This is a genomic window from Mycobacterium sp. P4_H6 (genome assembly GCF_056400845.1).
This window is the reverse complement of sequence record NZ_JBFUKN010000013.1, coordinates 88,186-102,080: the sequence shown is the minus strand read 5'-3', so window position 1 is coordinate 102,080 and position 13,895 is coordinate 88,186. Positions and strand designations below refer to the sequence as shown.

Sequence of the window (13,895 nt, the reverse complement as noted above, 5' to 3'; positions counted from 1 at the left end):
CCTCGACCCCGACGAAACTGTCCTCGAACTGGCCGAGGTGTCGAAGCTTCTCGGCGTCTCGGTCACCAAGGTGCATCAGCATCTGCGTGACGGCCACCTGATGGCGGTGCGCCGCAACGGCTCCCTCGTCGTGCCGAAGGTGTTCTTCGACGAGAAGGGCACCGTGGTCAAGCCCCTTCCAGGGCTGCTCGTCGTCCTCAAGGACGGTGGTTTCGACGTCACCGAGGCGATGCGCTGGCTGTTCACCCCGGATCCGTCGCTGATGGTGAGCCGGGACGGCAGCACCGATCGCCAGGAGAACGCCAGGCCGGTAGACGCGCTGCGTTCCCACCAGGCCCGCGAGGTGGTGCGGCGCGCGCAGGCGATGGCTTACTGACCGGGCGCCGGTCGTGGCTTACTGACCGGTTCGTGCTCGGGTGCCCTGGACAGCGAATACCAGGCCGCCACCGCACACGCGGTGGCCAGCAGCACGTGGATCCACGAATACATGCCGTGTGAGCCGTCGGGTTTGAAGATCACCATGATCCACGTCGAGAAGCCGGCGATCAGAGCGATCGCGGCGCGGCTCTGCCACAGCGTGGACAGCACCGCCAGTGGCCAGGTGTAGTACCAGGGCAGCGCGGCGGGCACGAACAGCACCACCACGCCGAGCGCCAGCGTGATACCGGTCAGCGCGTCCCGGTCGGTGTGCCGGAAACGCCACCACAGCAACGGAAGTGAGATCGCGATGATCGCGATGCCGATGATGCGGGTGACTTCCAGCACGGCGTAGAAATTGACCGGCATGAGCAGTCCGCCGATCGCGTTGATCAGGTTGGCCGCCGCGGTGGGCAGGGTGAGCCAGTTGATGATCTTCACCGAACCGGCCAGTGCCGTCAGCCAACCCAGGCCCACCCCGGCGAGCAGGGACAGCACCGCGAACACCGCTCCGAAGATCGCCACCGACGCCGCGGTCGCGAAGGCGAAGGCCGGCAGCGGACGGTAGCCACGGGTGTCGCGCAGTCGCCGCATCCAGACCCACACCATGAACGGCAGCGCGATACCCGCGGTCGCCTTGACCGCGACCGCCGTGGCGATGAAGCCGACCCCGATGATCGGTCTGCCGCCGAAGGTCAGCGCGATCGCGGCCATCATCAGCCCGACCATCAGCATCTCGTTGTGCACGCCGCCCATCAGGTGGATGATCACCAGCGGATTGAGCACACAGATCCACAGTGCCGCAGCCGAGTTGGCGCCGATGTGGCGTGCGACCCGGGGCGTCGCCCAGATCAGCAGGGCCAGCCCCGGCAGCATGCACAGCCGCAGCAGCATGGTGCCCTCGACGACGTTGTTGCCGACGATCATGGTGACGAACTTGGCGATCAGGATGAACGCCGGGCCGTACGGGGCGGTGGTGGTGGTCCAGATCGGGCTGACATCGTCGAGCAGCGAGTTCGGATTCTCGATCGGGCCCACGACGTACGGATCGAAACCGTCGCGCAGCAGGGCGCCCTGGGCCAGATAGGAGTAGGTGTCGCGGCTGAACACCGGTGCGCTCAACAGCAGCGGCGCCAACCAGAAACCGGTGGTTGCCAGCATCGTGTACTGGGTGGCGGTGCGGTCGACCACGCGCCGGCCCAACCACATCCAGGCCAGCAGCATCAGCGCGACGCCGCCCCACAGCAGCAGCGAGGACAGCACCAGGCCGTGGCCGAAACGCAGCCAGGACATGTGCAGAGACTCCAGCAGCGGATCGTGCAGACGGGTGCTGCCCGCCCCGAGCCCGCCCGCGGTGATCAGTGCCGCGCCGAGAAAGCCCAGCCGGGCCGGCCGTGCCTCGGGCGATGCGGCGAACACCAGCAACCGGGACAGCTGCTTGTTGAGGCCACTTCTCGTGGACTCGACCGATGCCGGGGTGGTCATCTCCTCAGGCGGACCGGTTCGACGCCAGACTGGCCAGCTCGGCGAGGCCGATCTTGGCCTCCGGGTCGATCTGGGCCTCGTTGAGCGCCTCGATGGCGCGGCGGTTCAGCATGTCGATGCGGCTCTCCACGGCGGCCAGCGCACCGACCGATTCGATGGCCATGCAGACCTCTTTGACGGCCACATCGGTCAACTCGGTGCCGATCGACTCGCGCAGCAGCTTCGCCGCCGCCGGGTCGGTGCGTTCGGCGAGCTCGACCGCCTCGGCCAACAGCACGGTGCGCTTGCCGGAACGCAGGTCGTCACCGGATGGCTTGCCGGTGACCTGGGGGTCGCCGAACACGCCGAGCACGTCGTCGCGCAGCTGGAAGGCCACCCCGAGGTCGGTGCCGATCTGATGGAAGACGGCCTGCACATCGGGGCGGTCGGCGGCGGCGGCCGCGCCGAGCTGCAGCGGGCGGGACACCGTGTAGGAGGCGGTCTTGTAGGTGTTGACGTTCATCGCCGAGGCCACCGAGTCCGCGCCACTGGATTCCGCCACGATGTCGAGGTACTGCCCACCCAGGACCTCGGTGCGGATGTCGGCCCACACCTTGTGCACCCGCAGGTGTGCGTCGGCGGGCAGGTCGGCGGTGGCGACGATGTCGTCGGCCCACACCAGCGACAGGTCGCCGAGCAGGATCGCCGCCGACAGACCGAACTGCTCGGAGGAGCCATGCCAGTTGTTGGCGCGGTGCCGGTCGGCGAAATGCCGGTGCACGGTCGGAAGTCCGCGGCGGGTGGCCGAGGCGTCGATCACGTCGTCATGGGCCAGGGCGCAGGCGTGCAGCAGTTCCAGCGCGGAGAACAGCCGCAGCGCATCCGCGTCGGAGGGCCGGTCCTCGCCGGCGACCGCGCGCCAGCCCCAGTATGCGAACAGTGGTCGCACGCGTTTGCCGCCGCGCAGGACGAATTCTTCGAGGGCTGCCGTCAGCTCGGCGTACTCGGGACCGATGTAGGCGGAATCGCGCCGGCGTTCGGCCAGATACTGCCGTAACTGCTCGACCACGGCGTTCACCAACTCGGCGGCCGACGGTGCCGCTGTGTACACGCTCAGCGGTCGCCCCTTTCTGATCCCGATTTGCTCCCCCGAGCGTCTTCAGCGTAGAGCGTCGCCGGTGGGTCATGGGAGTCAGGCGCGCTTACAAGCACGCAATTATGCTGTCGTCGTGTCAAATGTGCGCGGTGGCGCTGCGCGGGGCGTCAGCCGCACCACCTCGGTGGTGGACCGGATCGCCGAGATCGGCCGCGACCGGGTTCCCTTCTCGGTGGAGTTCTACCCGCCGCGGGACGCCGATGCCGAGGCCAGGCTGTGGCGGGCGGCGCGCGTTTTCGAGCGGATGACGCCGGCGTTCGTGTCGGTCACCTACGGTGCCGGGGGCTCCACCCGGGACCGCACCGTGCGGGTGGTGCGTGAGCTGGCTCGCGACACCACGCTGCTGCCGGTCGCGCACCTGACCGCGGTCGGGCACAGCGTGGCGGAACTGCGTTCGATGATCGGGGCGTTCGCCGACTGCGGCATCACCAATGTGCTCGCGCTGCGCGGCGACCCGCAGGGCGGGGTGCACGACGAATGGATCAAGCACCCCCACGGGCTTGAGTACGCCACCGAGATGGTGGAGCTGGTACGTGGGCTCGGCGATTTCCACGTCGGCGTGGCGTCCTTCCCGGAGGGCCATCCGCGCGCCGGGGGCCTGGCCAACGACACCGCGAACCTGGTGGCCAAGCTGCGTGCGGGCGCCGAGTACTCCATCACCCAGATGTTCTTCGAGGTCGATGACTACCTGCGGTTACGTGACCGGGTGGCGGCCGTCGACCCGGAGCAGGCGGCCAAACCGATCATCCCGGGCCTGATGCCGATCACCTCGCTGCGCACGGTGCAGCGTCAGGTGGAGCTGTCGGGTTCGGCGATCCCGCCGGCGCTGCTGGCCCGGCTGACCGCAGCGGCCGGGGACGGCCCGGTCGAGAACCGCGATGAGGTGCGCAAGATCGGCATCGAGATGGCCACCGAGATGAGTGTGCGGCTGATCGCCGAGGGCGCGCCGTGCCTGCACTTCTGCACCCTGAACTTCGCCCGGGCCACCGGTGAGGTGCTGGCCAACCTGGGGATGAGCCTGGCGGCCTGAGGTTCAGGCTGTCTTGTCGGCCTGGCCGACGCGTGGTGACTGGTCGCGGCTCACCCACGCCACCGAGGCCAGGATGCCCGCCACCACCAGCGATCCGATGCCCAGCCAGATCGCGGCGCCGGTGAACGACCGCGCACTGGGATCGGTGTAGCGGGCCTGGGCGTTCATCGTGGTGACCACGCCGGGCTTGAGCTTCCACTCGACGACGTCGCTGGACACCTGGTCCCCGTTGGTGGACGTCACCTCGCCGGGGAACGACACACTCAGCGAGACATCGGCTTCCGGATCGCCGAGCGAGGTGAGGTCGACCCGGCCCTCCAGGATCACCAGGTTCCCGGCGCGGCGCAGTGAGATGTCCACCCCGGCGGCGTCGCGATTCATGTTCGCCAGCTGCGGCAGTTCGGCGAAGGTCAGATCGGAGAAGACCGCCTGCGAGCCGACGTAGTCACCGCGCTCGTACTTGGAGACCGCCACCTTGTTGCTGAACGGCAACGAGTTCAGCAGCTGCGGTCCCTTGTCGTCGCCGTCGCGGGGGATGGCGGCGGCAACGATCTGGCCGGACACCCGGTCGTCGGGGGACACCGTGATCGAGGCGCGCACCCGCACGCAGCCCACGGCCAGTGGAACGAGGATCAACAGCAGCAGGACCAGGGCGGGAAGCCGGTGGCGACGGGGGCGCGCGTGCACCCGGTAATCGTGCCAGACCCGGTCAGTCCAGGGGCAGCGACCGGCCAAGGATGGCGAAGGGCCGCGGATCCCCGGCGAAGTGATAGTCGCGGATGACATCCCCGAACCCGAGCCGGCGGTACAGCCGCCAGGCACGGTTTGCCTCGCCGTTGATCTCCGGTGTGGACAGCAACACGTGTGCCTCGGTGCGTCCGGCGAGCAGTCGGCGGGCCAGCGCCTCGCCGAGCCCGTGGCCCTGGGCGCGCGGGTGGATGTGCAGTTCGGTGAGCTCGAAATAGTCACCGAGCAGCGCGTCTGCCTGCTCGGGATCGGTACCGGTGCGGCGCAGGCCGTGCACCACCTGCTGCTGCCACCACTGATCGGGCGCCCCGCTGTAGCCGTAGGCCACCCCGAGCAGCTCGGTGCCGTCGAGCGCCGCGACGGCCTTCCAGCCGAGCCGGCGGGTGTGCTCCAGCCACATCGACGCACGCTGCTCTTCGGTGCCACGTGGATAGCGCATCGCCTCGACGTAGACGGTCAGAGCCTCGGACAGCCGTTGGCGCATCACATCGGCCGAGAGGTCCACCAGATATGTCGACAACGGGTGTCCTTCGCGGTCTTGTTCGGTGCGCACGGTCACCGTTCATTATCGGGCCCGGGTCGGGGGTTGTGGTCGCGCGGGTGAGGTGATGACCGGCTTTGGTGTTGCACGTCATACAATCGTGTACCAAGTAGGTGGTACGGCTCAGATTGACCTCGTATCATGGTGATCAGACGTCCGTGATCGCGGGCGGACTACACGTTGATGACACGGTTCCGGAACCACCGGACCAGGGCGCGGATAAGGAGGGACGGATGCCACTCTCCGATCATGAGCAGCGCATGCTCGACCAGATTGAAAGCGCGCTCTATGCCGAGGACCCCAAATTCGCGTCCAGCGTTCGGGGTGGCGCCATGCGGGCCCCCTCGGCGCGTCGTCGGTTGCAGGGTGTCGCACTCTTCGTCGTCGGCCTCGCGATGCTGGTGTCCGGCGTCGCCATCAATGCGACCTGGATCGGCGGCCTGCCCATCCTCTCGGTCATCGGCTTCATCGTGATGTTCGGTGGCGTGGTGTTCGCGATCACCGGCTCGCGCGCGTCCGGTCCGACCGACAAGTCGGCGCCCTCGTCGGGTTCGGCGCGGCCCAAGCGCGGTAAGAGCTCCGGCGGCGGATCCTTCACCAGCCGCATGGAGGATCGGTTCCGTCGGCGTTTCGACGAGTAGCGGGTAACCCACTTCTCCCCACCGGGGTAGCTCCGTAAGGAGCTGCCCCGTTTTTTCTGCCCGATGGCACCCCCAGGAACCGCGGCGTGTCGGCGGTGTCAGGGCGGCGTCCCCACTTTCTCCCCACCGCTCCCCACCAGTGCCCGCAAAGGGTCTACTGGCGCCTCTAGCTGCGGTTTCGCCCAACCGGGCCGGTGTCAGGGGGATATGGCGGGTGGGGCATAGGGGCGCTCGTGGTCCTGGAGTGGGGCGTGGGACCAACTCGGTGGCAGCAAATGGAGCTAAGTGGGGGATTGTGGGGTAAAGTGGCGGACAACGGAGCAACCGGAGCTCCGCCAAGAGGGCAGAAGCGACTCGGGATCCAACCGAGTGGTGGGAGGTGGCGAGATGTTTCTCGGCACCTACACGCCCAAGCTCGACGACAAAGGGCGACTGACATTGCCCGCCAAGTTCCGCGACGCACTGGCAGGAGGGTTGATGGTTACCAAGCACCAAGATCACAGCCTGGCCGTGTACCCGCGGACGGAGTTCGAGAAGCTGGCCGAGAAGGCGATGCTCGCCTCACGCAGCGATCCTCAGGCCCGCGCCTATGTGCGGAACCTTGCGGCCGGTGCCGATGAGCAGCATCCCGACGCACAGGGCCGGATCACCCTGTCGGCCGAACATCGCCGGTACGCCAACCTGTCCAAGGAATGCGTGGTGATCGGCTCGCTCGGTCACCTGGAGATCTGGGACGCACAGGCTTGGCTGCAGTACCAGGAGACCCACGAAGAGACCTTCTCCGCGGCCAGCGATGACACTCTTCGCGACATCATCTGACCACCCTGCCCGTGCAACGCGGCCTCTGTCCGAACCGGCCCTGGCGTACTTCCCCGACGCCAGGTCCGCACCCTCGGACAGGGACCCCGTTGCAGGGGCGCCCCTTCGCAACAGGGGAGCCGCAGTGCCTGACGATTCCGATCATGGCCACGTCCCCGTCCTCCTCGACCGCTGCGTCGAGCTTCTGAGGCCGGCACTGACCCGTCACCACCCCGACGGCACCGGAGCAGTCCTGGTCGACGCGACCCTGGGTGCCGGCGGGCACACCGAACGCTTCCTCACCGAACTGCCCGGACTGCATGTCGTCGGCCTGGACCGCGACCCCGATGCGCTGCGCATCGCCACCGAACGGCTGGCGCCCTTCGGCGACCGTTTCCGGTTCGTCCGCACCCGCTACGACGGTTACTGGGCCGAGCGGGACGAAATCACCATCGACGGAGCGCTTTTCGACCTCGGTGTGTCCTCGATGCAGCTGGACCTGATCGACCGCGGCTTCTCCTACGCACACGACGCGCCACTGGACATGCGGATGGATCCCGACGCCGAACTCACCGCGGCCGACATCCTCAACACCTACGACGAGCGGGCGCTCACGCGGGTGCTGCGCGAATACGGCGAGGAGCGTTTCGCCAGCCGGATCGCCTCCCGAGTGGTGAAACGTCGTGCGCGGCAACCGCTGAACAGCACCGCCGAACTGGTGGAACTGCTGTACGAGGCGATTCCCGCCGCGACCCGGCGCACCGGTGGCCATCCGGCCAAGCGGACCTTCCAGGCGCTGCGGATCGCGGTCAACGCCGAACTCGATTCGTTGCGTGATGCCCTGCCGGCCTCGCTGGCGGCGTTGTCCGGCGGCGGGCGCATTGTCGTGATGGCCTATCAGTCGCTGGAGGACAAGATCGTCAAGGGACTGTTCGCCGCCGCCACGGCATCCCGCACGCCGCCCGGGCTCCCGGTCGAATTACCCGGGTATGAAGCCGAATTCGTCTCACTGACCCGCGGGGCCGAACAGGCCGACGCCGACGAGATCGAACGGAACCCGCGAAGCGCCTCGGTGCGGTTACGGGCATTGGAAAAGGTTGCCGGAAAGGACCACTCATGAAGGGCAAGCGACCCGCACCGGTGCCCGGCGCCGACGAGGCTCGGCGCGGCAACCCCCAGCGTGCCCGCGCCCGGCAGACCGAAACGCCGGCCCGCAAGCGCCGCGGTGCGCCCGAGCAGCGTCCGCAGCGGTCGGCGCCGAAGGGCACCCCGATGCGGCGTCCCGCCGACGCGCCCGCCCGGCCCAAGAACGCCAGCCAGGCCAAGGCCCGCGCCAAGGCACGTAAGGCCAAGGCCCCCAAGGTTGTCCGTCTGCCACTGCGGGAACGGCTGATCGCCCGGCTGTCCGAGATCGAGTTCAACCCGCGCACCCTTGCGGCGCGGGTGCCGTTCGTGGTGCTGGTCATCGGCGCCCTCGGCATCGGACTGGGCGTCACGCTGTGGCTGTCCACCGATGCCGCTGAACGCTCCTATCAGCTCGGGCATGCACGTCAGCTGAATCAGGCTCTGGCCCAGCAGAAAGAAGCCCTGGAACGCGATGTGCTGGAGGCGCAGGCCCCGCCGGCGCTGGCCGAGGCCGCCCGCGAACTGGGCATGATCCCGTCCCGTGACACCGCGCATCTGGTGCAGGATGCGACCGGCGCCTGGGTGGTGGTGGGCACACCCAAGCCGGCCGAGGGTGTTCCGCCGCCGCCGCTGAACTCCCCGCTGCCCGATGACACCCCGGTGACGGAGCGGCCGGCACGTCCGGCCGCCGATGCGCCGCCGGCACCCCGGGTCGTGGACCCACGCGAGGTCGTGGTGCGGGTACCACCGCGGGCGCAGGCCCCGGTTCCCGCGACGCCACTGACCGCCCCGCTCGCCCCTGCCGCACCATTGGCCGCCCCGATGGATCCCGCCGCGGTGCCGCCCGTCKCCGACCTGCCACCCGCTCCGCTGCCCGCCGACGGACTCCCGCATCTGGCGGCTCCGGAGCTGCCTGCGCAGCCCGGCCCGGTCGGCGGTATCGAAAACGTCGGGCCCGCACCGGTTGAGGCGCCGGCACCGGTCGAGGTTCCGGTCGCTCCCGAGGCGGCCGTGGCCGTGCCCGGGGCGCCGGCATGAGTCGCAAGTCGCAGGAACACGCCGCGACCGACCGGCGGATCCGTCGCCCGGAGCCCCAGACCGGTTTGCGCAGTTCGTCCTTCGTCTTCCGGCACCGCGCAGGCAACGTCGTCATCTTCCTGGTCCTCGTCGTCGCCGCCGCGCAGCTGTTCAATCTGCAGATCTCCAATGCCGCCGGTCTGCGCGCGGAGGCCGCCGGTCAGCTCAAGGTGACCGACGTGCAGAAAGCCGTGCGCGGCAGCATCGTCGACCGCAACGACGACAAGCTCGCCTTCACCATCGAGGCCCGGGCGCTGACGTTCCAGCCGGTGAAGGTGCGAAAGCAGCTCGAGGAGGAGAAGGCCAAGGATCCCGAGGAGCCCGATCCGGACACCCGGCTTCGTGAGATCGCCACCGAGATCGCGACCCGGCTGAACAACAGGCCCGATGCCAGGACCCTGCTGGCCAAGCTCACCGGCAAGGACTCCTTCGCCTACCTGGCCCGCGCGGTCGATCCGGCCGTCGCCGAGGCCATCATGGCCAAGTTCCCCGAGGTCGGTTCCGAGCGTCAGGACATCCGCCAGTATCCCGGTGGCTCGCTGGCCGCCAATATCGTCGGCGGAATCGACTGGGACGGACACGGTCTGCTGGGGCTGGAAGACTCGATGGATGCCAAGCTCGCCGGAACCGACGGCTCGGTCACCTATGACCGCGGCTCCGACGGCGTGATGATCCCCGGCAGCATGCGCAACCGTCATGAGGCGGTCGATGGTTCGACCGTGCAACTGACCCTCGACGACGACATCCAGTTCTACGTCCAGCAGCAGGTCCAGCAGGCCAAGGACGTCTCCGGCGCGAGCAACGTCTCCGCGGTCGTCCTGGACGCCAAAACCGGTGAGGTGCTGGCGATGTCGAACGACAACACGTTCGACCCCTCGCAGGACGTCGGCCGGCAGGCCACCAAGCAGATGGGCAACCCGGCCGTCGCCTCACCCTTCGAGCCGGGCTCGGTGAACAAGATCGTCACCGCCGCAACGGCCATCGAGATGGGACTGACCAATCCCGATGAGGTGCTGTCCGTTCCGGGCTCCATCGACATGGGTGGGGTCACGGTCAAGGACGCCTGGAACCACGGCGTCGACCAGTACACCACCACCGGCGTTTTCGGGAAGTCCTCCAACGTGGGCACCCTGATGCTGGCCCAGCGCTTCGGACCCGAGAAGTACGCCGAGATGCTGGCCAAGTTCGGGCTCGGTGAGCGCACCGGCGTCGGATTGCCGGGTGAGAGCGCGGGTCTGGTCCCGCCCATCGATCAGTGGTCGGGCAGCTCCTTCGCCAACCTGCCCATCGGGCAGGGTCTTTCGATGACCCTGCTGCAGATGGCGGGGATGTACCAGGCCATCGCCAACGACGGTGTGCGCATCCCGCCGCGGATCGTGAAGGCCATCGTCGCCGCCGACGGCACCCGCAGCGCCGAGGACGCGCCCGAGGGTATCCGGGTGGTCTCGCCGGCGACCGCGGTGGCGGTGCGCAACATGTTGCGCGCCACCGTGCAACGCGACCCACGTGGCGTGCAGCAGGGCACCGGCTGGCAGGCGGCGGTCGAGGGCTATCAGATCGCCGGAAAGACCGGAACCGCCCAGCAGATCAACCCGAACTGCGGCTGCTACTACGACGACCACTACTGGATCACATTCGCCGGACTGGCTCCCTCCGATGATCCCCGTTACGTCGTCGGCATCATGGCCGACAACCCGCACCGCACCGCCGACGGGCAGCCGGGTACCACCATGGCCCCGCTGTTCCACAACATCGCGGCCTGGCTGCTGCAGCGCGAGAACGTGCCGCTGTCGGCCGATCCCGGTCCGCCGCTGACACTGGTGGCCGAATAGCCGCGGTCCGCGTCGTCGCGGCCGTTGTTCTGCTCCCCGGTACTGTGGCAACGCCATGAAACTGCGTCCCTCCCAACCCTCCGGTGAGCTGCTCGGACCGCTGGCCGAGCGGATCGGAGTGCTCGCGGTGAGCGCCCACACCCGGGTGACCGGTGTGACACTGCGCAGCCAGGACGTCCGGCCCGGGGACCTGTTCGCCGCGCTACCGGGGGCATCGGCACACGGAGCCCGATTCGCCGCCGACGCCGTGGCCGCCGGTGCGCTGGCCGTGCTGACCGATCCGGCCGGTGCCGAACAGCTGCCCGCCGACCTGGATGCCGCGGTGCTGGTGCATCCCGAACCGCGGGCGGTGCTCGGCGCGCTCGCCGCCGATGTCTACGGTCATCCGTCCCGGACGCTGCGCGTCATCGGTGTCACCGGAACGTCGGGCAAGACGACCACCACCTATCTGGTCGAGGCGGGCCTGCGGGCCGCCGGTCGGACCGTGGGCCTGATCGGCACCGTCGGCATCCGCATCGACGGACGCGACGAGCCCAGCTCACTGACCACACCGGAGGCCCCCGACCTGCAGGCGCTGCTGGCGGTGATGCTGGAACGCGGCGTGGACACCGTGGTGATGGAGGTGTCCAGCCATGCGTTGACGCTGGGCCGCGTCGACGGGACGGTCTTCGAGGCCGGCGGTTTCACCAACCTCTCCCGCGACCACCTCGACTTCCATCCGACGATGGAGGACTACCTGGACGCCAAGGCCCGGCTGTTCGAGCCCGCGGCGCCCACCCACGCCGCGCACGCGGTGGTCTGCGTCGACGATGACTGGGGCCGCCAGATCGCGGAGCGGTCCCGATCGCCGGTGCGGGTCAGTGCCGGCGGCGCGGACGCCGACTGGGGGATCGACGCGGTGCGCGCGGTCGGGCAGGGCGGCCAGGAGTTCGTCGCCGTCGACCCCGCCGGGGTGCACCACACCCTGCAGATCGCCCTGCCGGGGCGCTACAACATCGCCAACGCGCTGCTCGCGGTGGCACTGCTCGACGTGGTCGGGGTGTCGCCGGAGCAGAGCGCCCCCGGTCTGCGTGCCGCGGCGGTGCCGGGCCGGCTGGAGATCGTCGACCGCGGTCAGGACTTCCTGGCGCTCGTCGACTACGCCCATAAGCCGGGTGCGCTGGAGGCGGTGCTGCAGACATTGCGCGACCAGGAGCCCGGCGCCCGGATCGCCGTGGTGTTCGGTGCCGGCGGCAATCGTGACGTGGGCAAGCGCGAACCGATGGGCCGGGTCGGCGCCGAACTGGCCGACCTCGTGGTCGTCACCGATGACAACCCGCGCGATGAGGACCCGGCGGCCATCCGGGCCGCCGTGCTGGCCGGTACCACCGGCCGGACCGCCGAGGTCGTCGAGATCGGGGACCGCCGCGCGGCCATCGACCACGCCGTGGCCTGGGCGCGCACCGGAGATGTGGTGCTGATCGCCGGAAAGGGCCACGAATCGGGGCAGACCAGCGGTGGCGTCACCCGTCCGTTCGACGATCGGGTAGAGCTCGCCGACGCGCTGACCGCCCTCGGGCGGACCCGATGATCGCGATGACGCTGGCCCGGGTCGCCGAGATCGTCGGTGGCGAGCTGGCCGATATCACCGCCGCCGAGGCCGAAACCGTCCGGATCACCGGCACCGTCGAGTTCGATTCGCGGGCGGTCACCCCCGGCGGGCTGTTCCTGGCCTTGCCGGGCGCCCGCTCCGATGGCCATGATTTCGCGGCCGGGGCCATCGCCTCGGGCGCGGTGGCGGTGCTCGCCGCCCGCCCGGTCGGCGTGCCTGCCGTCGTGGTGCCCGCCGTGGCGGCCGCCGACACCGCGTCGGGTGCACTGGAGCACGATGACGCGGCCGGGTCGGGCGCCGCGGTGCTCGCCGCGCTGGCCAAGCTGGCCTCCGCGGTGGCCGCCGAGTTGGTGGCGGGCGGACTGCGCATCATCGGTGTCACCGGGTCGTCGGGAAAGACCTCGACCAAGGATCTGCTTGCTGCGGTGCTGGCGCCGCTCGGCGAGGTGGTGGCCCCACCGGGTTCGTTCAACAACGAGCTCGGCCATCCGTGGACCGTGCTGCGCTCCACCGCCGAGACCGACTTCCTGATCCTGGAGATGTCGGCACGCCATCCCGGCAATATCGCGGCACTGGCCTCCATCGCGACACCGTCGATCGGGGTGGTGCTCAACGTCGGCACCGCCCATCTCGGCGAGTTCGGCTCGCGCGAGGTCATTGCGCAGACCAAATCAGAACTGCCGCAAGCTGTTCCGGAGTCCGGGGTGGTCGTGCTCAACGCCGACGACTCGGCGGTCGCCGCGATGGCCGAGAAGACCCGGGCCCGGGTGGTGCGGGTGTCACGCGGTTCGGGCGCCGATGTCTGGTCGAGTGCGGAGTCCCTGGACGAGCTGGCGCGCCCGCGCTTCACGCTGCACGCCGGCGACGGTGCCGTCGACGTCGCGCTGGCCGTGCACGGCGAACACCAGGTGTCCAACGCGCTGTGCGCGGCCGCGGTCGCGCTGGAATGCGGGGCGACCCTGCAGCAGGTGGCCGACGCCCTCGCCGCGGCCGGTCCGGTCTCGGCGCGCCGGATGCATGTCAGCACCCGCGCCGATGGCGTCACCATCATCAACGACGCCTACAACGCCAACCCGGATTCGATGACGGCCGGGCTGAAAGCGCTGGCCTGGATGGCGCGTGAGGCCGTCACGACCACCGGCCGAAAACGGCGTAGCTGGGCTGTCCTGGGCGAGATGGGCGAACTCGGGGACGACGCGATATCCGAACACGATCGCATCGGCAGGTTCGCCGTGCGCTTAGATGTGTCTCGTCTGATTGTCGTGGGAACCGGGAGACCGATGAACGCCATGCTCCAGGGGGCGGTGATGGAAGGCTCATGGGGCAGTGAGGCGGTGCTGGTTCCCGACGCCGACGCCGCACTGGATTTGCTGAGGGCCGAACTGGCCGAGGGGGACGTTGTACTTGTGAAGGCCTCGAACGCCGCCGGACTCGGCGCGCTCGCCGACCTGCTCGCCGAGCAGGGGGGTCAGTAGC

13 protein-coding genes are annotated in these 13,895 nt (G+C 69.3%); 9 read left to right on the top strand and 4 right to left on the bottom strand.

Features of this window, described 5'->3' with window-relative positions; all coding sequences use genetic code 11:
• The coding region (locus AC1DTF_RS07995) for an Rv2175c family DNA-binding protein (protein ID WP_477473673.1) at positions 1-376 on the top strand (376 nt) is incomplete at its 5' end.
• Here the strand turns inward: AC1DTF_RS07995 and AC1DTF_RS07990 are convergent.
• Both AC1DTF_RS07990 and idsA2 read right to left on the bottom strand, forming a co-directional pair.
• Positions 370-1,902 carry an alpha-(1->6)-mannopyranosyltransferase A gene (locus tag AC1DTF_RS07990; protein ID WP_477473672.1) on the bottom strand — a complete coding sequence of 511 codons (1,533 nt, stop codon included), beginning with the start codon at positions 1,900-1,902 and terminating at the stop codon, positions 370-372. The genes AC1DTF_RS07995 and AC1DTF_RS07990 overlap by 7 nt on opposite strands.
• A gap of 4 nt (positions 1,903-1,906) precedes the next feature.
• A complete protein-coding gene (idsA2, locus tag AC1DTF_RS07985) occupies positions 1,907-2,992 on the bottom strand; it encodes a bifunctional (2E,6E)-farnesyl/geranyl diphosphate synthase (protein WP_057166644.1) in 1,086 nt (361 codons plus the stop codon).
• 169 nt (positions 2,993-3,161) lie between these two features.
• Between idsA2 and AC1DTF_RS07980 the strand changes: the two genes are divergently transcribed.
• Positions 3,162-4,067: a methylenetetrahydrofolate reductase gene (locus AC1DTF_RS07980; RefSeq protein WP_477473678.1), complete on the top strand. Its 906-nt coding sequence runs from the start codon at positions 3,162-3,164 to the stop codon at positions 4,065-4,067.
• Positions 4,068-4,070: 3 nt separating this feature from the next.
• On the opposite strand, the gene AC1DTF_RS07975 is transcribed toward AC1DTF_RS07980, so the two are convergent.
• Entirely contained in the window at positions 4,071-4,754 is a 684-nt protein-coding gene (locus tag AC1DTF_RS07975) for an LppM family (lipo)protein (protein WP_057166642.1), read from the bottom strand.
• Positions 4,755-4,776: 22 nt separating this feature from the next.
• Positions 4,777-5,334 carry a GNAT family N-acetyltransferase gene (locus AC1DTF_RS07970; RefSeq protein WP_057166699.1) on the bottom strand — a complete coding sequence of 186 codons (558 nt, stop codon included), beginning with the start codon at positions 5,332-5,334 and terminating at the stop codon, positions 4,777-4,779.
• A 254-nt stretch (positions 5,335-5,588) separates the two neighbouring features.
• Between AC1DTF_RS07970 and AC1DTF_RS07965 the strand changes: the two genes are divergently transcribed.
• From AC1DTF_RS07965 to AC1DTF_RS07935, 7 genes are all read left to right on the top strand, one after another.
• The gene (locus AC1DTF_RS07965) at positions 5,589-5,996 is read left to right on the top strand and encodes a DUF3040 domain-containing protein (RefSeq protein ID WP_057166641.1); all 408 of its coding nucleotides are present in this window, start codon (positions 5,589-5,591) and stop codon (positions 5,994-5,996) included.
• Positions 5,997-6,383: 387 nt separating this feature from the next.
• A complete protein-coding gene (gene mraZ / locus AC1DTF_RS07960; protein ID WP_057166640.1) occupies positions 6,384-6,815 on the top strand; it encodes a division/cell wall cluster transcriptional repressor MraZ in 432 nt (143 codons plus the stop codon).
• Entirely contained in the window at positions 6,790-7,914 is a 1,125-nt protein-coding gene (gene rsmH, locus AC1DTF_RS07955) for a 16S rRNA (cytosine(1402)-N(4))-methyltransferase RsmH (protein ID WP_477473671.1), read from the top strand. The genes mraZ and rsmH overlap by 26 nt, the downstream gene beginning before the upstream one ends.
• A complete protein-coding gene (gene ftsL / locus AC1DTF_RS07950) occupies positions 7,911-8,957 on the top strand; it encodes a cell division protein FtsL (RefSeq protein WP_477473670.1) in 1,047 nt (348 codons plus the stop codon). Before rsmH ends, ftsL begins: the two co-directional genes overlap by 4 nt.
• Positions 8,954-10,828, top strand: a complete 1,875-nt coding sequence (locus tag AC1DTF_RS07945) for a peptidoglycan D,D-transpeptidase FtsI family protein (protein WP_477473669.1) — start codon at positions 8,954-8,956, stop codon at positions 10,826-10,828. The genes ftsL and AC1DTF_RS07945 overlap by 4 nt, the downstream gene beginning before the upstream one ends.
• 55 nt (positions 10,829-10,883) lie before the next feature.
• A complete protein-coding gene (locus tag AC1DTF_RS07940) occupies positions 10,884-12,398 on the top strand; it encodes a UDP-N-acetylmuramoyl-L-alanyl-D-glutamate--2,6-diaminopimelate ligase (RefSeq protein ID WP_057166636.1) in 1,515 nt (504 codons plus the stop codon).
• Positions 12,395-13,894, top strand: a complete 1,500-nt coding sequence (locus AC1DTF_RS07935) for a UDP-N-acetylmuramoyl-tripeptide--D-alanyl-D-alanine ligase (RefSeq protein WP_477473668.1) — start codon at positions 12,395-12,397, stop codon at positions 13,892-13,894. The genes AC1DTF_RS07940 and AC1DTF_RS07935 overlap by 4 nt, the downstream gene beginning before the upstream one ends.
• The last annotated feature ends 1 nt before the right edge of the window (position 13,895 follow it).

Bases quoted from the DNA above. Each gene is read 5' to 3' on its own strand.
- AC1DTF_RS07990 (WP_477473672.1), bottom strand. From the start codon at position 1,902: ATGACCACCCCGGCATCGGTCGAGTCCACGAGAAGTGGCCTCAACAAG.
- AC1DTF_RS07965 (WP_057166641.1), top strand. From the start codon at position 5,589: ATGCCACTCTCCGATCATGAGCAGCGCATGCTCGACCAGATTGAAAGC.
- mraZ (WP_057166640.1), top strand. From the start codon at position 6,384: ATGTTTCTCGGCACCTACACGCCCAAGCTCGACGACAAAGGGCGACTG.
- rsmH (WP_477473671.1), top strand. From the start codon at position 6,790: ATGACACTCTTCGCGACATCATCTGACCACCCTGCCCGTGCAACGCGG.
- AC1DTF_RS07945 (WP_477473669.1), top strand. From the start codon at position 8,954: ATGAGTCGCAAGTCGCAGGAACACGCCGCGACCGACCGGCGGATCCGT.
- AC1DTF_RS07940 (WP_057166636.1), top strand. From the start codon at position 10,884: ATGAAACTGCGTCCCTCCCAACCCTCCGGTGAGCTGCTCGGACCGCTG.
- AC1DTF_RS07935 (WP_477473668.1), top strand. From the start codon at position 12,395: ATGATCGCGATGACGCTGGCCCGGGTCGCCGAGATCGTCGGTGGCGAG.